At 55.0% G+C, this 24,551-nt stretch carries 20 protein-coding genes; 15 read left to right on the top strand and 5 right to left on the bottom strand.

Translation table 11 applies throughout. The features are described from left to right. The first annotated feature begins 43 nt into the window (after positions 1-43). From QGM61_RS00255 to QGM61_RS00270, 4 genes are all read left to right on the top strand, one after another. Positions 44-2,209, top strand: coding sequence for a PQQ-binding-like beta-propeller repeat protein (locus QGM61_RS00255; protein ID WP_281131454.1), 2,166 nt, complete (start codon positions 44-46; stop codon positions 2,207-2,209). A 283-nt stretch (positions 2,210-2,492) separates the two neighbouring features. After that, positions 2,493-3,053: a diaminobutyrate acetyltransferase gene (gene ectA / locus QGM61_RS00260; protein WP_281131455.1), complete on the top strand. Its 561-nt coding sequence runs from the start codon at positions 2,493-2,495 to the stop codon at positions 3,051-3,053. After that, the gene (ectB, locus tag QGM61_RS00265) at positions 3,050-4,324 is read left to right on the top strand and encodes a diaminobutyrate--2-oxoglutarate transaminase (RefSeq protein WP_281131456.1); all 1,275 of its coding nucleotides are present in this window, start codon (positions 3,050-3,052) and stop codon (positions 4,322-4,324) included. The genes ectA and ectB overlap by 4 nt, the downstream gene beginning before the upstream one ends. Before the next feature lie 153 nt (positions 4,325-4,477). Beyond that, a complete protein-coding gene (locus QGM61_RS00270) occupies positions 4,478-4,864 on the top strand; it encodes an ectoine synthase (RefSeq protein WP_281131457.1) in 387 nt (128 codons plus the stop codon). 95 nt (positions 4,865-4,959) lie between these two features. On the opposite strand, the gene QGM61_RS00275 is transcribed toward QGM61_RS00270, so the two are convergent. From QGM61_RS00275 to QGM61_RS00290, 4 genes are read right to left on the bottom strand one after another with little or no spacing between them, the layout of a single operon-like run. Continuing rightward, the gene (locus QGM61_RS00275) at positions 4,960-5,535 is read right to left on the bottom strand and encodes a hypothetical protein (protein ID WP_281131458.1); all 576 of its coding nucleotides are present in this window, start codon (positions 5,533-5,535) and stop codon (positions 4,960-4,962) included. Between the two features lie 6 nt (positions 5,536-5,541). Beyond that, the gene (locus QGM61_RS00280; RefSeq protein ID WP_237133461.1) at positions 5,542-6,030 is read right to left on the bottom strand and encodes a hypothetical protein; all 489 of its coding nucleotides are present in this window, start codon (positions 6,028-6,030) and stop codon (positions 5,542-5,544) included. Positions 6,031-6,085: 55 nt separating this feature from the next. After that, positions 6,086-6,751, bottom strand: coding sequence for a nitroreductase (locus tag QGM61_RS00285; protein WP_281131459.1), 666 nt, complete (start codon positions 6,749-6,751; stop codon positions 6,086-6,088). 53 nt (positions 6,752-6,804) lie between these two features. Then, positions 6,805-7,542 (bottom strand): SDR family oxidoreductase, encoded by a 738-nt coding sequence (locus tag QGM61_RS00290; RefSeq protein WP_281131460.1) that lies wholly within the window; start codon positions 7,540-7,542, stop codon positions 6,805-6,807. Positions 7,543-7,691: 149 nt separating this feature from the next. On the opposite strand from QGM61_RS00290, the gene QGM61_RS00295 reads away from it, so the two are divergent. From QGM61_RS00295 to QGM61_RS00310, 4 genes are all read left to right on the top strand, one after another. Then, positions 7,692-8,018, top strand: a complete 327-nt coding sequence (locus tag QGM61_RS00295) for a DUF4156 domain-containing protein (RefSeq protein WP_281131461.1) — start codon at positions 7,692-7,694, stop codon at positions 8,016-8,018. Positions 8,019-8,081: 63 nt separating this feature from the next. Beyond that, positions 8,082-10,820: an efflux RND transporter permease subunit gene (locus QGM61_RS00300; RefSeq protein ID WP_281131462.1), complete on the top strand. Its 2,739-nt coding sequence runs from the start codon at positions 8,082-8,084 to the stop codon at positions 10,818-10,820. Then, positions 10,817-11,719, top strand: coding sequence for an outer membrane lipoprotein-sorting protein (locus QGM61_RS00305; protein ID WP_281131463.1), 903 nt, complete (start codon positions 10,817-10,819; stop codon positions 11,717-11,719). The genes QGM61_RS00300 and QGM61_RS00305 overlap by 4 nt, the downstream gene beginning before the upstream one ends. Before the next feature lie 2 nt (positions 11,720-11,721). After that, positions 11,722-13,080, top strand: a complete 1,359-nt coding sequence (locus QGM61_RS00310; protein ID WP_237133455.1) for a hypothetical protein — start codon at positions 11,722-11,724, stop codon at positions 13,078-13,080. A 24-nt stretch (positions 13,081-13,104) separates the two neighbouring features. Here QGM61_RS00310 and QGM61_RS00315 read toward each other — a convergent pair whose 3' ends face one another. After that, the gene (locus QGM61_RS00315) at positions 13,105-14,388 is read right to left on the bottom strand and encodes a dicarboxylate/amino acid:cation symporter (protein WP_237133454.1); all 1,284 of its coding nucleotides are present in this window, start codon (positions 14,386-14,388) and stop codon (positions 13,105-13,107) included. Between the two features lie 233 nt (positions 14,389-14,621). On the opposite strand from QGM61_RS00315, the gene QGM61_RS00320 reads away from it, so the two are divergent. The 7 genes from QGM61_RS00320 (at position 14,622) to QGM61_RS00350 (ending at position 24,520) form a co-directional block, all read left to right on the top strand. After that, entirely contained in the window at positions 14,622-15,365 is a 744-nt protein-coding gene (locus tag QGM61_RS00320) for a ferredoxin--NADP reductase (protein WP_237133453.1), read from the top strand. A 119-nt stretch (positions 15,366-15,484) separates the two neighbouring features. After that, positions 15,485-18,493, top strand: a complete 3,009-nt coding sequence (locus tag QGM61_RS00325) for a M16 family metallopeptidase (protein ID WP_281131464.1) — start codon at positions 15,485-15,487, stop codon at positions 18,491-18,493. A gap of 22 nt (positions 18,494-18,515) precedes the next feature. Next, a complete protein-coding gene (locus QGM61_RS00330) occupies positions 18,516-19,454 on the top strand; it encodes an ABC transporter ATP-binding protein (RefSeq protein WP_281131465.1) in 939 nt (312 codons plus the stop codon). After that, entirely contained in the window at positions 19,451-20,311 is an 861-nt protein-coding gene (locus QGM61_RS00335; protein ID WP_281131466.1) for an ABC transporter permease subunit, read from the top strand. The genes QGM61_RS00330 and QGM61_RS00335 overlap by 4 nt, the downstream gene beginning before the upstream one ends. Then, positions 20,308-21,273, top strand: coding sequence for a PDZ domain-containing protein (locus tag QGM61_RS00340; protein WP_281131467.1), 966 nt, complete (start codon positions 20,308-20,310; stop codon positions 21,271-21,273). The genes QGM61_RS00335 and QGM61_RS00340 overlap by 4 nt, the downstream gene beginning before the upstream one ends. Beyond that, positions 21,270-22,814 (top strand): FG-GAP repeat domain-containing protein, encoded by a 1,545-nt coding sequence (locus QGM61_RS00345; RefSeq protein WP_281131468.1) that lies wholly within the window; start codon positions 21,270-21,272, stop codon positions 22,812-22,814. Before QGM61_RS00340 ends, QGM61_RS00345 begins: the two co-directional genes overlap by 4 nt. Next, on the top strand, positions 22,811-24,520 hold the full coding sequence (locus QGM61_RS00350) for an FG-GAP repeat domain-containing protein (protein ID WP_281131469.1): 1,710 nt from the start codon (positions 22,811-22,813) through the stop codon (positions 24,518-24,520). Before QGM61_RS00345 ends, QGM61_RS00350 begins: the two co-directional genes overlap by 4 nt. Positions 24,521-24,551: the final 31 nt, after the last annotated feature.

Below are 24,551 nucleotides of genomic sequence, written 5' to 3' on the forward strand. Positions count from 1 at the left end.
ATACTCACAGAGGAGAATACCTGTGGTTAGAGTATTCCTAATCATGTTTTTGCCACTTATTGCTGCGATTAATGCGCAGGCGCAGACCGCATCGGTGGAGCGCGGCTCGGAACTTTTCCAGTCGGAATGCGCCCGTTGCCATGTGCAGGCTGACATTGAGATGCGTATTGCCAATCGCTGGTTGGACCGCCCTGCCAGTGAGCTGTATGCAGCGATAATGGCAACCATGCCTGCCGAGACACCCGGCTCACTGAGCCCGGAACAGTACCTGGACCTCACAGCCCACGTCATGCAGATGGGACGCGTGAACGCGCCGATCGCTGGCCTGACGGTGACTGAACTGGCTTCTGTCAATATCGAGCAGGGCAGCGAGAATACCGGCCCGGATTATTACGCCTGGACCAGCATGTTTGGCGGTCTGAACGCCAACCGCTACGCGCCGCTCGAACAGATCAACGCCGACAACGTCGACGAGCTGGAAATCGCCTGGCGCTGGAAAGCCGACAACTTCGGCCCCCGCCCGGAAGGACTCAGTGTAACAACCCCCATCATGGCCAATGGCGTGCTGTATGCAACAGCCGGTACAACCCGAAACGTTGTGGCCATTGACGCAGAATCCGGCCAGACGCTGTGGATGTGGCGTCCGCAGGAAGGTCAGCGCTTTGAGGACTCTCCTCGCAAGAACTCCGGTAAAGGTGTCGCCTACTGGACAGATGGTGAACAGGAAGTGATTTTTGTAGTCACACCTGGCTACTACCTGGCCGCACTGGACGCCAGCACTGGCTTGCCGCTGGAGTCCTTCGCCGATGGTGGCATCCTGGACCTGATGGATGGCATGCGCTTCAGTGATGTGCGCGACGATCGAGACATTACTCTGACCTTCCCTCCGCTGGTCATCGACGATGTACTGGTTGTTGGCGCAGCTCACCAGGTGAGCATGCGCCCGCCTCACGCAGACAACGTGAAAGGTGATGTACGCGCTTTTGACATCCACACTGGCGAGTTGTTGTGGACACATCGCAACATCCCCATGCCCGGTGAGGAAGGCTACGAAACCTGGCTGAACGATTCAGCACTGATGACCGGTAATGGTGGCGTCTGGACCTCCATGTCAGCGGATACCGAGCTTGGCCTGGTCTACCTGCCGGTAGAGTCTGGCACCGGCGACCGTTTTGGTGGCGACCGTCCGGGTACCAATCTGTTCACTGGCTCCGTGGTTGCTGTTGACTACCGCACTGGTGAGCGCAAGTGGTACTTCCAGCACCTGCGTCATGACATCTGGGACTATGACACACCCACGGCACCTATCCTTGCCGATCTGCCGGATGGTACCAAGGCACTGGTACAGCTCACCAAACAATCGTTTGCCTACGTGTTGAATCGTGAAACCGGCGAGCCGATCTGGGAAATGGAAGAGCGGCCAGTACCGCAGACTGACGTGCCGGGTGAGTGGACATCTCCGACCCAGCCCTTCCCGACCAAGCCGCCGGCTTACGATCGTCAGGGTATTTCAGAAGAAGATCTGGTGGACTTCACCCCTGAAATCTTCGCCCGCGCTAAAGAAGCGGTCAAACCTTACCGCATGGGTCCGCTGTACCAGCCGCCATCACTGGCTAATGCTGATGACGGCACCATTGGTACCCTGAGCCTGCCCGGTACGCTGGGTGGCACCAACTGGGAAGGTGGAGTTTACGATCCGGAAACCGGCATGTTGTACGTCGCCTCTCATACAGCGGTAGCTGTGCTGTCCCTGGTCCCTGGTGCGGAATTCTCTACCACAGACTGGATCCAGGGTCCGGCCCGCTCACCAAACGTGGACGGCCTGCCGATCGTGCAGCCACCATGGGGTCGAATCACCGCCATCGATCTGAATGAGGGCGATATTGAATGGACCATGGCCAACGCCGACACACCGGAGCGCATCAAGAATCACCCGCTGCTCGAAGGGGTTGAACTGGAGCGGACTGGCATCCCGACCCGCGCCGGGCTGCTGGTGACCAAGAGCCTGCTGTTCGCCGGTGAAGGCCAGGGTGGCAACCCGGTATTCCGTGCACATGACAAAACAACCGGCGCAATCCTCGCGGAGATCGACCTGCCAGCATCTCAGACTGGCTTGCCAATGACCTATGTCCAGAACGGCAAGCAGTACATCGTCATGGCAGTCAGCGGTAACGGTCCTGCCGAACTGGTGGCTCTGGCGCTGCCCTGAGGTTTAATCGGCGCTGATTGAGGCGCATGTTCATAACCTCAACCAAAAAAGCGATCCACCATCCCGGTGGGTCGCTTTTTTTTGGGGCTGCGATTCCAAGCAGCATCGCAATGATTTCCTGACAAAAACCTCGTCGAGACAGCACTTTGGATTGCGGGTTGGCCTCACCTGATCGTTTTGTTATAATTATCACGCCTTCAAAATCAATAACAAAAAATTATGAAGCATTCACCAAAGCCATGTGCTTAAATTCGAGATTCAAAAACGAGACACAAAACTTGTTATGAATACTTTTCAAGAAGCGCCAGCGCTTCAAGAAAGACCCGACACAAATCAAGATATTCAGCTTCGCCCTCCAAAGGCCACCGACGGTGCGCCGGTTCACAATCTGATTCGCAAAAGCGCGTTCCTGGACGATAACTCACTGTACTGTTATCTGGCCATTTGCACACATTTTGCGCAAACCAGCGTGGTAGCCACCATGGGCGAGGACGTCGTAGGCGTAGTAACTGCCTACATTCCACCAGAGCAGCCGGACACACTGTTTGTGTGGCAGGTAGCTGTCGACACGGTTGCACAAAAACGGGGTCTGGCCAGCAAAATGCTTAATCACATCCTGGAACGCGACAACTGTAAAGCGGTCCAATATGTGGAGACCACCGTAACCGAAGACAACGCAGCTTCACGCGCCATGTTCGCCTCGCTGGCGAGACGGCGTGAATGCGAAATCAATGAATCCGTAATGTTCGATCGTGAGGAGCACTTTCTTAACCTTCACGACACCGAATTCAAACTTAGAATTGGCCCGTTCGCAGCGGCCAACAACCAGGGAGAAACATCATGACCAACATTTTTAATGACATTGAGTCAGAAGTTCAAAGTTACGCGCGCGCCTTCCCGGTTATATTTGAGCGCGCGAAAGGTTCTTATCTTTACGATACAGACGGCAAGGCCTATCTGGACTTTCTTGCCGGCGCCGGCACGCTTAACTACGGTCACAACAACGACACCTTGAAGGCCAAACTGCTGGAGTACATCGAGAAGGATGGCATTACGCATGGTCTGGACATGCACACCAGCGCCAAGAAACAGTTTCTGGAGAACCTGAACAACTATATTTTCAAGCCACGCGGCCTGGAGTATATGGTTCAGTTTACAGGACCGACCGGCACCAACGCCGTAGAGGCGGCGATGAAAATCGCCCGTAACGTGACTGGTCGTCATAACATTGTGGCGTTCACCAACGGTTTCCATGGTGTGTCGCTGGGCTCAATGGCTGCGACTGGTAATTCGCATCACCGAGACGCTGCCGGCATACCGCTGGGTGGAGTTTCCCACGTGCCTTACGCCGGTTACATGGGTGAAGACCTGGACACTATCAAACTGCTGGAGAATATGCTGGAAGACTCATCCAGCGGCCTGGACAAACCGGCAGCTATCATGCTGGAAACCATTCAGGGCGAGGGCGGTCTGAACACTGCCAGCAGCGAGTGGTTGCAGGCAATTGAGAAAATCTGTCGCAAGCACGACATCATCCTGATTGTTGATGACATTCAGTCAGGCTGTGGACGTTCGGGCAAATTCTTCAGCTTTGAGGAATCCGGCATCAAGCCCGACCTGGTGACCATGTCCAAGTCATTGAGCGGTTATGGTCTGCCATTCGCAGTAACCTTGATCAAACCGGAGTACGACACCTGGAAGCCAGGCGAGCACAACGGCACATTCCGTGGTAACAACCACGCATTTGTGACAGCAGCCGCTGCGCTTGAGCGCTACTGGTCTGACGACAAGTTCGAGAAGGAACTGAAAACCAAGATCGAGCACATGACCATGCGTCTTCGCAAGATTGCCAATGGTTATGAGAAGTCGCTGATCAAAGCCAAGGGACGCGGCTTCATGCAGGGTCTTGAATGTCGTGATGGCGAACTGGCCGGCAAGATCTGTCGATATGCCTTCGATAGAGGTCTGGTTATTGAGACCAGTGGCGCCGACAGCCAGGTTGTGAAATGCCTGTGTCCTTTGACCATATCTATGGATGACCTGAACAAAGGTCTCGATATCGTTGAAGAAGCAGTGCACAGCACACTCGCTAAAGAGCATAGCGCTGCATCGTAACAGTTCGCCGCGCGAACTACCCGCCGAAAATCGAAACCTGAAATGGAAGTCGACTGATCGTCTGGAGCCTCTGAAAAGGGGCTCCGGACACTGCCATGTAGCATCTGATGTCACAGCGGCGGATACAGCGACGTATTGCATGAGGAACTATAGATGATCGTACGACAACTGAAAGATTGTGAACAAAGCGAAAGACTGGTCAAGTCAGAGACCTGGCAGAGTGTGCGGATGTTGCTGGCCGACGACAACATGGGTTTTTCGTTTCACATCACGACGATCTTTGCAGGGACCACAACACCTATCCATTACAAAAACCACCTGGAGTCTGTGTACTGCATTTCCGGTAATGGCTCGATCAAGGATCTAGCCACAAACGATGTGCATCAGATCAAACCTGGCACCTTGTACATACTGGACCAGAATGACAAGCACATTCTGTCGGGCGGCACAGAAGACATGGTACTGGCCTGCGTGTTCAACCCACCGGTGACCGGCCGCGAAGTGCACGATGCCGACGGATCCTATCCGGCTGCAGACTGAATACGTCAGCGACCTCGTCGAATAAAAAAGCGGGTAGCGCACTTCAAGTCGCTACCCGCTTTTTTTTCGTTGGTCATCAGGCTCCCCGCCGCAGCCTAGAATGCAGTCAGCCCACTCACTGGAATGATACTCGACACCAGTGTCAGATAAACCAGGTTAATCCACATCAGAATGTAGTGAATCTGCCGACTATCGGTGAACAGCAGCAGTATGACCGAGGCGCTGACCAGAATAGTGCCCGTCATGCGTCGCAGCCAGGTATCGGCGTAGTCCGGAAGGAGTGGGTCTGAGGCCCGTGCGAGAATCAGAAAAATGATGACCATGACGAAAAACCAGTTCTTGGTCTCGAAATAGTGTTTCTCCAGATCAATTGACTGGTTAAAGCGGATTTCCGGCGTCAGCACGAAGGTCAGCAGCACCATCATGATAGGAGCCGTCAGAAACAGCAGCATCGGTGTCACTTTGGTAAAGTTGTAGGCCTGATACTCCCAAAAACCCATGTAGTGGTAGGTCATGATAAATAACAGCCAGACCGACCACCCCGCCAGAAGTCCAGGCCGTGTGACCCGCCGGCGGGCTCTGATCAGCTTCCCCCACCCCATCAGCAGTTCGGCCATCGCAAAGGCAACGACGACCGACACAAACATCATGATGAATTCAAACTTGGACACCCGGGATTACTCCTCGGCCAGCTCTGCCTCAAACGCCTCGCGCGATAGCCTGTTCAGCTCTTTGGTGTTCTCTTCGTTGATGATCTGCTGCAGGATTCCAGCCAATGTGGACCTGAAGTCGTCGGCATGCAGATAGGCACAGACATTACCATCGGCCGGGTCGAGCGCACGTCGCTTGAGATCCTCACGGTGGTCTTCGGTGATCATTACCACTGGGGTTGGCTGCCTGAAAGGGCTTTTACGCTCCTGTTCGCGTAACCGATACAAAAACTGGTCACGAGGCTTCTTGTGGCGATTCCAGCCCGTCACGATGCAGGCCAGTTTATTGGTCAGCAGGCCAAATCCGCGGTTGTACTGACGCACAGCATCCATGGCGTTGGCTTCGTTGTAGGTATTGATACTGGTGAATTTGCCAGTGATGCCGATTTCGCCTGCCACTTCATCAACCAGTTTATTGTTGATGTCATAGACCAGGATGACGGGTTTGGTTTGCATGGGTTCCTCGAAGCGAATCTCTGTTGTTATTATAATTATCGCCAGTAGACGACGTCTATTCTGACCGCATTATGACACTGCTGGCAACCGGGTCGCGAGTGGTGCGTGTGCGATTGGCAGCAACCTGAGTGTCCTCGTAGCCAAACGCCAGCCCGAACAGAATGCGATTGTCCTCACTGAGACCAAAAGCCTCGCGGACCAGATCAGGGTAATTGCGCATCGTGCCCATCGGACAACTGTGCAGACCGTGCGCCACCAGCGTCAACATCAGGTTCTGTGCATACATGCCCACGTCGATTGCAACCGTGGTGCCAAACGCCTTGTCCATACCAATAAACGCCATATAAGGCGCATCAAAGAACTCAAAGTTTCTCATCACGGCGCGTTGACGACCTTCACGGTCATTGCGGGCTATGCCCATCTCGCTGTAGAGGGCGACGGCACACTCCACCTGCCGGGTGCGATATTCACCTTCAAAATCACCGCGATACTCGTAATCCGGATCAGGCGCCACACCCTCACGGACTCGCCGCTGCATCTCTGCACTCAAGCGGTCGCGCAATGCGCCAGATGCCACATATACCTTCCAGGGCTGCACATTGCAGTTTGAGGGCGCCCACTGTGCCAGTTCGAATATCTGTTGCAGTTCATCATCTGGCACCAGATCGGGCAGATAGCCTCGCACCGAGCGCCGCGAACGGATGGCGTCAGCCAGGGACATTTCGGACGGCTTCTGAGGACCGCCCGACTTATGGGAGCTATCACTCATATCAATTAACTCAACAACTGCCCGCCGTCGACATCAACCGTCGTGCCGGTGGCATATGGATTGTTCATCAGGTATACAAGCGCGCTGGCAACTTCTTCCGGTCGACCAATGCGTTTGACCAGCTGCCCCTGAGTCATCGCGGCAACACGCTCGTTTTTCTCGTTACCCATCCAGTCAAACAGCGCAGTATCAATGATGCCAGGCGAGACAACATTGACGCGCACCGGGCTGAGCTCAACGGCAAGACAGCGAACCATGTTCTCTACCGCACCGCCGACACAACTCAGCGCCGACATATTGGGCTTGAAGCGTCGCGCAGGCGCACCACTGACAAATGTAATGGAGCCATCTTTGGCGACATACGACGCACCAATACGGGCGACTTTTGCATAACCCCAGAGTTTGCCGAATGCAGCCTGAAACTGCTCTTCAGTCTGTTCGACAAAGGGTTTAAGCGTTCGGGTACCGCCAGTGGCAGCTGATACCAGATGGTCTATCTGCCCTACTTTTTCAAACAGCGCCCGCAGCCCGTCATCGTCGTGGGTATCCAGTTGTACCAGTTCGACGCGATCTCCAACGACGGCTCTGGCTTTGTCCAGGTGCTCAGCTGAGCGACCACAGGCCCACACATTCGCGCCCTGCGCGGCAGCGGCAATCACCGTAGCCAGGCCGATTCCCGAGGTTCCACCGATGACCACAACTTGCTTGCCGGTCAGATTCTGTTGCTGTTGATCAGTTGACATTATTAAAACTCTCCCTCTTTCTGGTTGATCGCGATAGTATCATAAGCAGCATGCCAGAACGTGATCTGTCGCACAGCTTTCGCGATGGGTAGCAGTTGATAAGGCATCAATTCCCGTCATAATACAGCCTTTGCCAGCGGAGTCTTTTTATGTCCCTCAGAACCACTCGTCATATGACAATTGTCACAATTATTGCTGCTATGACAGCCTGCAGCAGCAACTGGGTCCAACTCAGTGCGGCCGGTCAGAGTGTCAGCGTCGTGCCAGCATCAGAAGTGCGCAATTGCAATCGATTGGGTACCGCCAATGTCAACGCAGCCGACAATATTGCTTTCGTTCAGCGCGGCGCCAATACACTCCAGGAAGAGTTAACCGTATTGGCACGCAATGAGGCAGGCGCCATGGGAGGTAACCGGGTGACACCTGAATCGACCATCGAGGAAGGTCGCCAAACATTCGGTGTGTTCCGCTGCTGAATCTGAAATTAAACTGAATCGTGTCTGTTTTTTGCGGTAGCAGCGCGTACTGGGGCTTCCAATATGGAAAGTAAGCTTCTGGTGCTCAGCCGTAGTTTTGCCAATGCACCTCTAATCGCCGTTCGCTATCGTGCGGCCATTCTTGTGATCCTGCTGCTGACTACGGGGTTCGCCGCCTACAGCATGGCGACGCGAACCAGCATCGATATGAGCGTGGACAGTTTTCTGGATCAGAGCGATCCGGCAATATCGGCCCTCAACTCGTTTCGCACGCAATTTGGCAGTGATGATTCAGTTTTCCTGGTATACGAAGCGCGCGATGGCGATGTCTTCTCATACGAATCGCTGCGCGCCGTACAGGCGCTGACCGAGAAACTGCGCAACTGGCAATCGTTGGACGCTGACAACTATTCCAGTGATCTCAATGAACTCGGCCGTATCCGTCGTATCCAGTCTATTACCACCTTACGCGTGCAAAGCGTGGAAGGCGATACTCTGCGGTCGGACCGGCTGGTCCCCGATCAGATACCACAGGACCCGGAGGCGCTGGCTGCGATTCGCGAGAACGCGTTGCAGGAAGAAGACTACCGTCTGGCTTTCTACTCGGCTGACGCACGCTTTGGAGCGTTGTTGATTCAGACCACATTGGGCTCCGAACCAACCGAAGACTACGTGCCGGCAGTAAACGCCGCAGACGTGGAGCTCGGCGACGTCTTCAGTGATTTTGATGCCGGAGCCGACAGCTTCGAGCTGGAATTTGACGAGAATGCCAGCGTTGATGAAATTCCGTTTCAAACCGTCGACATGCTGGCTTATGACCAATTTTTCTCCGCAGTACGGGAAGTTTACGCGGAGTTTGATTCGCAGCTGGATTTCTATCCGGCCGGCAATCCACCGTTGATGGCCTGGGTCAACCAGGTCCTTCAGCAGATGTTGTGGCTGGCAGCAGGCATGATTGGCATATTCATTTTCCTGTTGCGATCGCTTTTCCGGTCATTCAGTGCAGTGGCCTGGTCGCTGATTACTATCGCTCTTAGCCTAGTCTGGACCTGGGGGTTCACAGTCTGGTTCAACATCACCCTGTCGACCATGCTGACACTAACTGTACTGCTGGTTTTCGCGGTTGGCATCGCTGACTGCGTCCACGTCATGAGTGCCTACTTCACCAACCGGCAGTCGGGGCAGGATCACGAGGCAGCCTTGTCACGCGCCTATGGGAAAACCGGACTGGCGATTCTGGTCACCACCCTAACCACAATGGCAGGCGTCCTGGCACTGACGACTTCCGACCTGGTGCCCATCCGGGTGTTTGGCGCAATGTCTGCGCTTGGTGTCTTCATGGCGTTTTTCTTTACGATTGTCCTGCTGCCCATTCTGCTGAGCCTCTGGCACCCGGGGCAGCCTCAACAGGACCAGGCAACAACCAGCCTCGGCGCAAAACTGTCGGCACGGTGGCAGCATCTGCCAGCGCCCCTGCAAATTGGCATACTGACGGTCGCCACGCTGGTACTGGCCCTACTGGCCAGCCCCGCCATGGCCTTCTATATCCTGCTGATCGTGCTGCTGACCTACTGTGCCATTCGCTGGCAGGACAAGCTGTTAGCCACCTGCCCGATCATTGTGCGTCGTCGCCCATGGACCGTTTTGTCGGCGTTTCTGGTGGTATTTCTGGCATCCATGTACGGCACCAGTCAGGTCCAGATTGACAGCAATGTCGCCGAATTGACCCGTGCCGACTCAGAACCACGCATCGCCTACAACATAGTTGACGAGCACATGGCTGGCGCTCAGACCATCTCCATCATGATTGATACCGGGATCAGCGATGGCATGCTGGAACCGGCAGTACTGGGTGCAGTCGACACGCTTCAGAGTCAGGTCGAAACCGAGTACGAGGATCAGATTTCCAGGACCTACTCACTGGCCAATATCGTTAAAGACACTCATCAGGTAATGAACCAGGATGATCCTGGCTTCCATACCATCCCGGATTCCGCGACCACCATTTCCCAGTTGCTGTACCTGTTTAACAGCTCCAATCCGGAAGAGCGTCGCAGCCTGGTTTCCGACGACTACAGCCGTAGCCACATTACCCTGAACGCCTATAATGCGGGTTCCTACCAGTACCAGGTGTTTTTCGAGGAACTGAGTGCTGACATCGATCGGGTATTTGCGCCCTTGATGGATGAGTATCCGGAACTGCAGGTCACAGTCACTGGCTCTGTGCCCCTGATGATGCGGGCCATGGATGAGATTGCGCAGTCCCAGTACAGCAGCTTTCTATTTGCGCTGGCTGTCATCAGCGTCATCATGATTGTCACACTGGGCTCGGTTCAGGCAGGACTGATTGCCATCATTCCCAACCTGATCCCTGCACTGCTGACCTTCGGCCTGATGGGGCTGCTGGACATACCGCTAGATACCGACACTCTCCTGATCGCGCCTGTCATCATTGGTATTGCGGTAGACGATACCATCCACTTCATGACACATTACCGCGTCGAACTTATCAAGACGCGCGACATGTCGGCAGCACTGGCGAGTACGGTGCATGATGTTGGCCGTGCGGTCCTGTTCACCACCATGGTGCTGGGTCTGGGCTTTGCCATTCTGTCATTCTCGGAATACCTTGGCATGGCAAAGATCGGCATGTTTGGTTCGCTGGCCATCCTGGTGGCATTGTTATGCGACCTGCTGCTGTTGCCGGCACTATTGATGATATTTAAACCCCGGTTCGGCCTGAAGGGCGACATCGCCGGATTCAATTCTCCATTGAGACCCGCGGAGGAAAGCACGGCATGATTGGTACACGGCAGATTCACAGGGGATACTGGTTCGCCGTCTTCTCCATATTACTGGTGACCATGAGCAGCGCCCAGGCACAACTGACGGGGCGAGAGATACTGGAACGTGTTGAGGAGAACCAGCGCGCCACAACCGATGCCGCATTCAATCGGATCCAGCTTTCCAGCTGTCGTTTTGGGCTCCAGAACAACCAGATTACCTGCGCGGAACGCCCCCGTATCAAGGCCATTGAATCAGTCGGCATCAACACTGGATCCAACGACCGTGACACGCAGACCATATCTATCGTGCTGGAGCCACCTGCCGAGCGTGGCGTGGGTATGCTCAGTTACACCTATGACGACCCTGAGCAGGACAATGAGACCTGGCTGTATCTCTCAGCGCTTGGTCAGGTAAAACGTATTGCCAGTGGCAATTCCGACGATGATTCCGAGGCCGCCTCCATCTTCGGTTCGGAATTTACTACTGAGGATCAGGATACCGGCAAACTGGAAGACTACGAGATTTCGATCCTCGAGGAGACAAGCGAATCCGGGCGCGATGTCTGGAAGATTGAAACCATTCCCAATGCCGAGCGAGCCCGCAAGACACGTTATGCCCGCACTGTTCAGTACGTCGACAAAGAACGCTTTGTGGTGCTGCGTGCCGACATGTATGACGACCAGGGACGGGAAATCAAGCGACTGATGGCATCGCGTGTCGAACAGATAAACGGTACCTGGGTGGCGCGTTCTCTAACCATGATGAACCTGGTGGCCAATCGCCTGTCCAATATGGCGATCCTGGAAATCAACACCGGGCTCGATATCCCCGAGCAGTTTCTTACCCCACGTACCCTGACCGACGTGGCATTCCGCGAAGCTGAACTGAGCCGTCTGCGTGAGCAAGTAGACTGACAATGCCCGGCAAGTTGTTATGCTCAGCGATGGCTATCTGCCTGTATCTGCCCTCAGCTGCTTTTGCACAGTTTGACGGGGAACTGGTGTTTGACGACAGTGCGTTTCAGGACGACGACCTGTTCAGCTCTGTAGATGATGCCAATGATAATTTTCGCTTCCGTCTCAGCCATCAGGTCGTTGCGCATATCAACCGCCATCAACGCCAACTGCCTGACGGAACCACTGACACTCGTGCGCGAGGACTGGAGAACAACCGCACAGCACTGAATATCCGATACCAGAATCCGTTTCGTGCCGGCTGGTTACTGCAGGGCAGCGCGCAGCTTCGCGCCTATCTGCCGGGGGACTATGAGTACAACAACCCGACCCGCGACGACTGGGAGTGGCGCCTGAACGAACTCTTTGTGCAGCGTAGTGGTGAGCGCAACAGTTTCTCTTTTGGCAGGCAGACTATCGTCTGGGGTGAGACTATCGGTAATTCGGTGTTGGATGTGATCAATACCACCGAGTATCGCGACCTTACTATCATTGATATTGAAGACGCCCGGCTCAATCAATGGCTGGGAATCTGGGATCACTTCTCCCAAGCCGGCAACTGGTCCAGCTTTGTCAATCTCTACCCTGAATTCAATCCGGTACCCGTACAGGACAGCCCACTGTTTCCAGGAGCACCTTTTCGATTGGGCCACTACCATCGAGACAAACCACTGTTCGAAGCGGGCACCCGCTGGAACCGATCATTCACCGGCAGTGATGTTGCCATCATGGCTGCCCGGTTGTATGAAAACCCTTTGCAGTATACACCGCCCACTGGCGGCGATGGCCGGGCCCAGGTTCACATCAATGATTACAATCTGCTGGGACTCAGCGCCAACCGGGCGATCGGCATGCTGTTGCTGACGCTTGATGTCGCCTACTCACAAGGCGTTCTGGCAAGCGTTGCAGAAGCTGACGGACAACCAGCATTGTCCACTGGTGATTTGTGGGGCGTCTCAACCGGGCTGGAGTATGGCATCAGTGCCACCCAGCAGATAAGTGCCGGACTCAGGATCGAGCAACTGAATCAAGTTGATACGAGCGCAGGACAGTCGGTGACAGATTCACGCCATTCGGCCCGCAGTGACCTGCTGGTCCGCTACAGCAATCGCTTAATGAATGAAGAGCTGACGCTGTCAGCTACCCTGCAGAGCCAGCTTGACGGCGATGCCGGACTGCTCAACCTTGCTGCCGATTATCGCCTTAATGACGACTGGGAGCTGCGCGCCCAGCTGATCCTGACCCATGCCGAGGAAGATAACGAGCTGGCCTTCCTGGATGAGGATGTCAGAGCCGGGCTTACGCTTAGCTGGTCATTCTGAGCAGCACAGTCCAGACCTGCCCTGCTATTTCTTTATCTTCTCGGGCGAGACCGGATTCTTGCGCGTGAAGATGTCCTCATCGAATTCATTTGACCAGCGCGCAACTGCCGTCGCCACTGACAAATCGCCAGTCACGTTAACCGCTGTGCGCATCATGTCCAGCGGCCTGTCAAAGGGCAATACAAAACCTACTACAAGGGCGATCTGCGCAGGTGACAGCCCGATGGTCTCCATCACGGCCGCCATCAGGAATATGGAGGCACCTGGCACTGCGGCCGTGCCAATTGAGACCAGGGTGGTCGTGGCAGCAATCAGCATGTAGTCCATGAGATCCAGGCTGACGCCAAACGCCTGTGCGGCAAATACCGACACGATGCCAACATACAGCGCTGAACCGTCCATATTGATGGTAGCGCCGATTGGCAATGTAGTAGATGCCACCACGGGTCTGATGCCCAGATTGGTTTCAGCGACCGACATGGTCACCGGCAGCGTTGCCGAGCTGGACGAGGTCGAAAAGGCAACCAGCATTGCGTTTTTTGCACCGCGGAAGAAATCCAGCGGATTCAGCTTCAGCACAAATTTCATCAGGCCGCCATGCACAACCACCAGTTGCAGGACGCAGGCTACTGTCACTGTCAGTGCAAGCCCTACAACCTGAAGCAGTGCCGCAACCCCCTGTGTTCCCGCCACCCACGCAATCAATGCAAATACACCAAAAGGCGCTACTTCCATGACCCAGTGCGTCAGTTTCAACATCACAGCAGAGCCGGCATCCATCACATGCGCCAGCGTCTCAGCGGGTTTACCAACCGTCAGGATACCAATACCAAACAGCAGGGCGAAAAAGATCACCGCCAGGATATTACCCTCGGCCAGCGCCGCAATCGGGTTGCTGGGGATGATGGTCATCAGTCGCTCCCCCAACGGAATCGGGTCCTGCAGGGCCCCGGGCTCTGCACCAGAAAGATCAACACCAACCCCTGGCTGAACAATGGCGGCCAATACCAGACCAATCGAGATGGCAAACAGTGTGGTCAACATGTATACCGCCAGGGTCTTGACCCCGAGCGACCCGAGCTTTTGCGGGTCTCCCATCGACACGATGCCCGCGACAATGGTGATGAATACCAGCGGCACAACAACCATCTGAATCAGGCGAATGAACACATCGCCTATCCAGCGGATGGATTGAGCACCCTCGCCCCAGATGGCACCAACCACCACACCCAGGACCAAGGCCAGAATGATGCGTTTCCAGAGGGGGATGTCGAACCAGAATTGCAGTTTTGATGTTGTGCCAGTCAAGTTATTCACCTCTTGTTATTTGGGACTGCGCCTGCTCTGTCTGGGCTGAGTCTGTCCGGATCACTGTCTGTGTGCCACTGATACCGCGGCCCCCAGCGCGCCGGCGCAAGCATCACGTCGATCGCAACAGACTATAGAATTCTGCAGTCAAGTGCCAATATATTTCCAACTATGAGACAATGTTCGATCTTCATCGTATCACTCGACATATCAACTCTTGCAGGCTCACCGTAATGACTGACTGGGTTCCCGGCACAGTGGCAAACGTCACACACTGGACCAATAACTTGTTTTCACTCACCATCAACGCTGATATCGAACCATTTGTGGCAGGCCAGTACACCAACCTGGCACTGGAGATTGATGGCGAGCGACACGGCCAGCCCTATTCCATCCTGAGTGCCCCGGGTGAACAACCACTGGAGTTTTTCTTTTATACACAGCTCGAAGGTGACCTGTCGCGACGATTGTCGCAGCTGCAGCCTGGAGACACTGTCTGGGTCGATCGTCAACCCGCCGGTTCTCTGACACTATCCAACGTCGCGGATACCGCAACACTGTGCCTTATGGCGACCGGCACAGGAGTGGCGCCATTTGTCTCAATGTTGCAGACCGACGAGATATGGACTCGCTTCAAAACAGTGATTCTTGTCTATGCCGCTCGCGTGCAGGCTGATTTCCAGTACCAGGCCCTGTTTGACCGCCTGAAAGCCAAGTATCCGGGACGCTTTGCACTGGTTCCATTTATCAGCCGCGAGAAGGTTTTGGGCGCGTTGCCCGGTCACATTCCTGACAGCCTGCGCAGTGGTGAACTGGAACGGCACATTGGCCTGGTTCTTGACCCTGACAACAGCCACGTCATGTTGTGTGGCAACCCCGGTATGGTTAAAGATGCAGCCAGCGTACTTGAAGGAAGAGGATTTGCGGTCAATACGCCCACTAAACGCGGCCAGTTGAGCTATGAAAGCTACTGGTAACAGTAGCTTTATCCAGAAATTCCGCTACATTGAAGAGCAAGCTGACGGCGCGCAGTCGAAGACAGAACACAAGACATTCAGATGGTGTTAACAGTGTAAAGTAGAACGCGGAGAACAACATGAAGATGTACGGTACAGCTCAAGGCACAGGCTCCAATCGTGGCATCCTGGGTCACAGCGCAATGGCAGTGACATTTGTACTGGCCCTTTTGGCAACCGCCTGCAGTCCCGAGCAATCCACGACGCCGGCTGACACTGGCGCCGCCCAGAGCGAGCCGGCAACAGCCCAGTACACCCGCATCTATCCACCGAATGCAACTGACCCGCTGAATGCCCATATTTACGAATTGAACAATGGATTGCGCGTTTACCTCAGCCGAAATACTGAAGAGCCGCGATTTTACGCCGAAATAGCGGTTCGAGCCGGCAGCAAGCATGACCCTGCGGATGCAACCGGCCTGGCTCACTATCTGGAACACCTTCTGTTTAAAGGTAATCAGCAGCTGGGCACTCTCGATTATGAGGCTGAAAAGCCTTATCTCGACGAGATTCGCGAGCTTTACGAGATACACTTCAATACCGCTGACCCGGTCGAACGCGCTGCCATTTACAGCCAGATCAACCAGGCATCACAGCAGGCTGCCGAATACGCCATCCCCAATGAATTTGACAAGCTTTACAGCATTATGGGGGCCAGTGGCCTGAATGCGCACACCTGGCACGAAGAGACAGTTTACAAAGTAGGTCTGCCTGCCAACCGCCTGGAACAGTGGGCGACCATTGAATCGGACCGTTTCATCAACCCCGTGTTCCGTCTTTTCCACACGGAGCTCGAAGTTGTTTACGAAGAAAAGAACCGCACACTGGATAACCGCGACCGCATTTCTTACTACGCCCTGGCGGACCTGCTTTACAAGAACCACCCCTACGGTCAGCAAAGCACCATTGGTGATGCCGAGCATCTGAAGAATCCGTCGCTGGTCTACATCCAGGATTACTTCGACACTTATTATGTTCCCAATAATATGGCCATCTTTATCAGTGGCGATATTGATATTGAGCAGACCATCAACACAGTTGCACAACACTTTTCAAAGTGGGAGTCCAAGCCTTTGCCTCCAGCCCAGAGCTGGCAGGAAGAACCCATTACCGAGGTTGAGCGCGCTACCGTTTATTACCCGGGCCAGGAACAGGTCACCATGGCGTTTCGCACGGTCCCGAATGGCCACCCTGACAAAGAAGCCCTGATGCTTGTCGACATGATTCTCGACAATCGCACTGCCGGTCTGATCAACCTGAATCTTAATCAGCGCCAGCGCGTCCAGGCGGCCGGCAGCTCGCCGGAATTTCATAATGACTATGGCGCCCAGACTCTGTGGGGCGTGCCTCGCGAGGGCCAGACGCTGGAAGAGGTAGAGCAACTGCTGCTGGAGCAGATCGAGATGATCAAACAGGGTGAATTCGAAGACTGGATTCTGCCCGCCATCGTCAATGACTTTAAACGCATGGAAAAACGATCGCTGGAATCCAATGTCGCCCGCGTCACTGAAATGCGTGAAGCCTTCCTGTCTCATGCTGACTGGAACACACATATCGGCGAAATCCGCAGACTGGAACGCGTCACCAAGCAGGATGTAATTGATGTAGCCAATCGCTACTTCAGTGACCAGAATTATGTGGCCGTGCACCGCCTGGATGGCCCGGCGGATATTCCTGAGGTAGAGAAACCACAAATCGACCCGGTCAATATCGACCCCTCCCGCCAGTCCGAGTATGCAGCCAACATTCTGGCCATGCCCTATGATGAAATCGAACCACGATTTCTGGAAGCCGGCGTAGACTATCAGGTCGCTGAATTCGCGCCCAATGTGCCCATTTATTATGCACACAATGAACTAAACGACCTGTTCACTTTCTCGATCAACATTGAGGTTGGCACCGAGCAGAATGAGCTGCTCAGTATGGCCTCTGCGCTGCTGGACAAGTCTGGCACTGTCGACTACCCGGCGGAAGAATTGCAAAAGCAGTGGTATCGGCTGGGCAGCGATTTCAGCTTCAGCGTTGGCAGTAACGAAACCCAGATCTCGATTGCTGGCATGGACCCACAGTTCGAAGAGTCGCTGACACTTATGCTCTCGCTGATCAGCGATCCGCAGAGCGACGCACAGACACTCGAAGATCTGAAACGCACCGTGTTGCAGGCGCGTGCTGACCAGAAAGAGAACCCCGCGGTCATCAGTCAGGCACTTTATCTCTATAACCGTTATGGAGACGAGTCGCCTATGCTGCAGTCACTGACCAGCGAACAGATTCGCAGCGTCGACGCGCCAACCCTGCTGGCTTTGATTCCGCAACTGCTGAAGTACGAACACAGTATTTCCTACACGGGTTCAATGCCATTGCAGACAGTCTCAGAGATTGTCTCCGGGCACCACCAGATTGGCAGCGAACTGATGGCGCCGCCGGCCGAGAAGCTTATGTTTGCGCGCGAGATTCAGGACAATCAGATCTACGTCATTGATCGCGACACTGCCCAGGCCCAGATCCGTATCGAGTTCCCGGACACGACCTATGACCCGACACTGACAGTTCCCTCATCTCTGTACAACAACTACTTCGGCTCTGGAATGTCGAGTGTCGTGTTCCAGGAGTTACGCGAAGCCCGGGCTCTGGCATACTCGGCAGCTGCCCGGTACGCTCAGGGCGGACACCAGGACGCAGAAAACCTGATGCTTGGTGTCATTGGCACCCAGAACGACAAAGCCATTGATGCGCTTGATGCGTTTGTGGACCTGATCGACAACATGCCCCAGTCATTCGAGCGCTTCGCCGATGCATACGGTTCCCAGATAAACGACTATCGCACGGCGACCACCAGCGCCCGGCAGGTCCCGGGAATGGTTCGTGCGTGGCAGAGACTCGGCTACAACAGCGATCCGCGCCCCGAGCAGTTCGCACAATTGCAGAGCGCTGGCTTCGAAGACATGCTTCAGTTCCAGCAAAATCATGTCGCAGGGCGTCCCAAATTCATTTCGATTGTAGGCGATACTGATCGGATCGACCTTGAAGCGCTTTCGCGTCTGGGGACCGTGCAGACGCTGAGTGTCGACGACGTTTTTGTGGAATAAAACAGGTTTCGGAGCAACCGGCATGAAGGCAACGGATGCAATCCTGTCAGTGACGAGCCTGCGCAAACGTTTCGCTGCCGTCGAAGTTCTCAAGGGCATAGATCTGACAGTGACACCCGGCGCTATCCACGGTCTGGTTGGACTCAATGGATCAGGCAAAACCACAACAATGGAATGTGTCCTGGGCATGCAGTCATTTCAGTCTGGAAACATACAGATTCTCGGCAGGCAACCGGCCGACATCTGGCGATGTCAGGGGGCAGTCGTTGGCATATTCGACACGCCGGGTATACACAGCGGGCTGACCGTCAGGCAGGTACTGACACACGCCAGAATGCTGTGCCCGCAGCCCGTTCACAGCCCGGCAGAGGTCGAAGACATGCTTGGCCTGGGGCGTTACAGCCATTACCGGATCCGTCAGCTGTCACTGGGCAATCGCCGTCGGGTGTCTATCGCCCATGCCCTGCTTGGCCAGCCGCGATTTATTATTATGGACGAACCGTTTAATGGTCTGGACGCGGGCGGTGTTGACGATGTATTGAATTTGATCAAGGACCTGAACAGCCGGACCGGGGCCAGTTTCCTGTTATCCAGCCACCAGCTGGCCTACCTGGAAAGTATCTGTACGCACATTTCGATCCTGCATAACGGCCGTATTGCCCTCACCGAAACACTGCAGAACCTGACAGACAGCACAGACACACATTTACGCATTGTCTGCGACAGCGCTGGGGCTGCAATCGAACTACTGCAGACAGACCCTGCCATCCAGGTTTCATCGCATGAACAGAACCTGCTTAACGTTCAGACCGTTGGTATTGATGCCGCCGAGATTAACAGACGACTGGTAATGGCCGGCATCTCAGTATCAGAGTTACAACCGATACGTCGCGGCCTGCATCAGGTTTTTCAGGACATCGTTAATGCTCCCAGTGACACCTCGCTTCAGGAGGCGTCATGATCAGCTCGTTCTGGGTAGCGCTAAGGGCGGAAATCTATGTCGGTCTACGCAGCCATGCTTCACGCCTGGTAGTTGTGTTGCCTGCGCTGATTGCCTGCGCGCAGCTGGTATTGACCAGCATGCTGGCGGCAAGCCGCGAAGCCAGCGAAACAATGTTTGGTGGGATGAGCGTCGGTCAGGTAGAAGGCGCCGATGCCTGGGGTACTCTGGTGGATGCCTACGCAACCGGCTTGACACTGATCGGGCTGCTACTGACAGGTTATGCAGCCTGGAGCCTTGCCAATGACAAAGATAGCGGCGTACTCCGTCACTTACTGATCCGCCATGCCAGCCGTCGCACCATGCTGATGGTCAAACTGACGCACGCCCATCTGCTCGGCATTGCCTCCATTCTGGCGCTTTTGCTCAGTTGCACACTTTGTGCGTGGCTGATCTGGGACTTTGGTCCGGTAGTGGAAGATGGCTACGAACTGATTGGCACGGCTGAAATTCTCTCGGAGCTGCGCCTTGGTCTCCTTCTCGCTATCATCCCGCTGCCAGCTGCTATTGCCATGGGACTGCTGGTGTCCGTGCTGGCGGGCAACAGCACTCAGGCGCTGGTTGCAGCGCTGGGCATCACCCTGGCTCTGGATATTCTTAAAGGGATCATTGGTGCAGCCTCTGACTATATCTACGCCAGCTACCTGGTATCGCTGCTGGACAGCTCTTACCTGCGTGACGTCAGCCGCCTGGTTCGCGGCTTCTCTGATGTAATGATTAATCCAACTACCTTGCAGATGAATCAATGGGTACCCTGGCCACAGGCGATATTCCTGCTGCTACTGGCCTGGTACGCAATCAACAGGAAACCGGTATGAGATTCAACCAAGGCAAATCAGCTTTTCTGTCAGGCTGGATGTCGCTACTGCTTTTAAGCGCCTGCGTCAGCACCGAACCCCGCGAATTGGTGCCCACTATTTCCCAGTCGCCTGAACAGATTGTGCTTGCGGGCGATGGTGGCGCCAGCGAGCCCGAAGTAGATTTCGGTCTGACCGCGACGGTCAACGAAAGTGACTCACTGACCAATATCAGTGTTCTGCCGGGCATCAGGGTGCGCAGCGTCAGCAACGGCGGTCCGGCAGACCGGGCGGGTATCCGGGCTGGCGATGTCATCCTCAGTATCGACGGGCTACCGAGCAACCAGCCAGACATTCTGGACTTGTTGGTGCTTGAGACCACTGACAATCGAAGATTCGAGTTCGAAGTCCGCCGCAATACCACTGTTTTTCAGGCCACGGTTGCGGTCCAGCCCATCCGCAATGAGACATTGCCACCAGTGGAACTGTATCGTACAGACCCGGTTTTGCTACGGGCCGGATTCACAACAGAACATTTATCTGGCCGAAGTGGAGAGCCGCTCACGGGCGCAAGGATAGTCCGCATATTTGATCAAAGCCCCCTGCTGATGGCAGGCCTGCTGGAAGACGACGTGGTTGTGGCCGTAGACGAACTAAGCATAGGGTCTGCACAGGGGCTGGTCACGATGATCAGCAGCAACTATCAGGCAGGCGATCGTGTAAACCTGCAATTCCTGCGCCGCGGTGAACTGATGAATGAAGATCTGCGGCTCTGGCATCCTGGCACGCGCCTGAGCGAACTAAGCATCTGGCCGCTGTTCAGTTACGAGTCATCGCTGAGTCCCGACCAGACCCGCCTTCGAGTGGGCGACCTGATTCTGTTTTCGCTGTTTCAGTACCAGCGAACCGGCCCGGAACGCGAATACAGCGTGCTTGGCATTTTCCGCGCGGCCAGCGGATTTGGAGAACTGGTGGAGGAATGATGGGAACGCTGCGCCCGCCCCTGATATTTATTGCGCTATTGTTGACGGGATCTCAGTCCTGGGCACAAACCAACTACATTGCCTCAGAAACGCCGTCAGCCGAGTGGCCTAATGACATCCAGCTGGCCGATGTGGACGGCGACGGTTTGTTCGACCTCGTCATACCGCAATGGACGCCAGGTATCGGACGGCAATTGCTGATTCATCAACAGCAGGCCGACCACCGTTTCCCGGCTCGACCCACGCGCACCGTTGATATTCGCCCTGAAATAGTCGCGGTGGCCTTCGCTGACGTACGCGAAGAACCGGGTGATGAATTGCTATTGTTTACCGGCACTTCTGTGTTCAGCCTCAGCACGGCGCAGGCCACCTATGCCGGCAATATTCGCCACCTGTTTGACTGGCCCCTGCTCACAGCCGTGCCTCAGCGGCGCACCACCTATTTTCTGCAGGCACCCACTGATCTGACCGGCAATGGCTATGTTGACCTGTTGTTGCCCGGAACAGACGGTTACGGCTATTTCGAAGGCCAGGGCCAGGAGTCATTCACACTACGACAGCAGTTCACGACCGAGAACCTCGAACTGGACCGGTCATTGCTGCCACCTCCAGCGGGTCGATTTTCGACAGAGGTCACATTTAACGAGCAGGATGGCCTGGTGGTCAGGGTCATTCCGCGCAGTGCTTCAGATTTCGAAGGCTTTGTCATGGACCTTAATGATAGTGCCGCAGACACGCTACTGGAGACTGAACAGTGGATGCCATCCGCAGTGCTGGCTGATATGCGATCCGAAGGGTCGGCTGACGTCGTCTTCCTGAACATTGGCAATGACCTTTATGGACAGGTCAATATCCTTTCGAGAGACGAGCTCGCTAACGGTAACACGACACCGGTATGGCAGGGGCCGGTCGAGATGGAAGGCGATTTTCATTTATTGCACCTGAATGGAGACGAGCTGGTAGACCTGGCGCGTGTTCTGGAAAGTGGCGAAGACTGGGACGTGCACCTGTATCGCAACCAGGGCGGGCGCTTTGATCTGCGGCAGCCTGATCAGGTCATGCGCTTCAGTGGTTATGATCTGCGGCTGGAAACGCTTGATGTGGCTGGGGATGGTCAGCGACAACTCAGCATCACCTACTACACAATTCCGGTCGTCAATGCGATCCGCAATGCCAGCATCGTGCGTAGTCAACTTCTCTATGGCAGCGCGACAGGGGCACAGGTCTTTAACAGCCGTCCCGACTTCCGGCAGGATGACAGCTTCTCTGCACAGACCATTCGTGGTCTGACGAGCCCCATCCACCTGCAAAGTGATCTGGATGGCGATGGCCGCCTGGACGCACTCTATCTGACAGATGCCGGTGTACTGACCGCCAGACGTATTGATGGCCGGCTGAACTTTGAACCGCAGCCATTCTGGCAGTATGTGCCTTCACGCACCATTCTCGACTTTGAGCTGCGCGACCTGAATGAGGATTCGGTACCAGATATACTGTTGTATCACTCCAATACCATCACCATGCTGGTGTCAGCGCCATGAATATATTTGAACTGAAAATTTCCAGACAATCTGTCTGCGGTCTGAGCCTTGGCGCAGCCGCTTTGCTCTGGGCAGGCAGTTCACTGTACGCTGACACTATTGATGGTTATCAGCGCATGGATTTCTCGCTGACTGGTGACACCAGCAGCCTGATCCTGGTGGACGCGGACAACGATGGCCTGAGAGACATTCTGGCAATCGCAGAAAACAGTGTTCACCTGTATTTTCAGTCTGCAGGCGTTGAACAGACTCGCTTCGACTTCAGTGAGCCTCAGGCCAGCCTCGAAATGCCGGGTCAGTCGGTCGGCTGGGATGTCAGCGGCAAGTTTTCATTGATTGCCCTGATAGATGGCAACCGCGTGATGCGCTGGCAGCTTCAGGACCGTCAGTTCACGGACGCCGAAACCGTGCTCGATGGCGTCAGTGGATTTCTACCCCCAGGCATGCACAGGCTGACGTTTGCGCGCGACATTAATAACGATGGCAGTGAAGATCTGATTATTCCGGCTGCTGGCGAGCTCGGCCTGTACATTCGGTCGACCGACGGCAGCTTTCAACCCCCGCTTCTGGTCAGCTCTGACATCCGGCTGCGTTCCGTGTTGCAATCAGACTCAACACTGGATCGTGATGTGGGCCAGGCACTAAGCATTCCTCTGATGAGCCTGCGGGACGTGAACGGTGATGATCAGCCAGATCTGATTTCTGACACCAGCGAACGGCTGGATGTTTTTCTGGCCGCGCCACAGGCCAGTGCTTATTTCCCCCAGGAACCCGACATCAGTATCGACCGCGTGGCCATTCGGGAGCGGCTTGGCGAGTTTGATATCGATCAACTGGATTTTGCCAATCTGACCGGTGTACTGGCACTGACTCATGAAGAAATACTCCAGGACATGAATGGCGACGGGATTGATGATCTGATTCTGCGTGAAGGTGGACGTGTAGCACTGCATCTGGGAAGTCGCCAGGGAGTGGACCTTTCTCAAGCTGATCAGATTCTGCGCTCGAGCGGTAATGTGCTGTCCGTATTCATGCACGATGAAAACGAAGATGATCGCCCTGACCTGTGGTTATGGCGGGTCGACCAGGTGTCACTCGGAGATGTTTTCCTGTGGCTGGCCATCTCCGGAACCATTAACCTCGAAGCCTACATATACCCCAATGAGGGCGATAACTTTGCCCGCCGCCCATCCCGACGTATTACGGTGGCTTTGCGTTTCCCCTCTGTTGTCCGGATGATAGGGTCTGTTAATGAGGTCCGTGAGCGGGCTCGCTCATCGGAAGCAGTCATCCCCAGTTCGCGGGCAATCGTCAGCGCAGAAACACTGCAGGGCAGTTCTGCTGAGGCCGGCGTCAGGGATCTGTTGGCACTTATCGACGGCCAGCTTCAACTCTTCTATCGCGCAGTCGTTACTGAGCCCGCTCCAGATGAAGATCGCTTCCTCGCCTCATTGAATTACCGCCGTCAGGTAGACAACTACGAGATCGATATCCGCCGGGTGATTGATGAGTTTGATGTCGAAATCAACAGCGACGTGCGCGCTGTCAGCGACCGGCAGCCTGATGCCGCCCTGCCCCTGCCGATGGCAACTCCTAGAAGTGATGTTGCCATGCAGGATCTGAACAATGATGGTCTTGATGACATCTTTGTGCTGCTGGAGCGTGATGACACTGCTGTCACTGGCATCCTGTTTCTGTCAGACTGAGGAAGGCTGGCGGGCTAGCGGTAGACCCGCT

It is taken from the genome of Pseudohongiella sp. SYSU M77423, assembly GCF_029911965.1.
Classification (GTDB): domain Bacteria; phylum Pseudomonadota; class Gammaproteobacteria; order Pseudomonadales; family Pseudohongiellaceae; genus Pseudohongiella.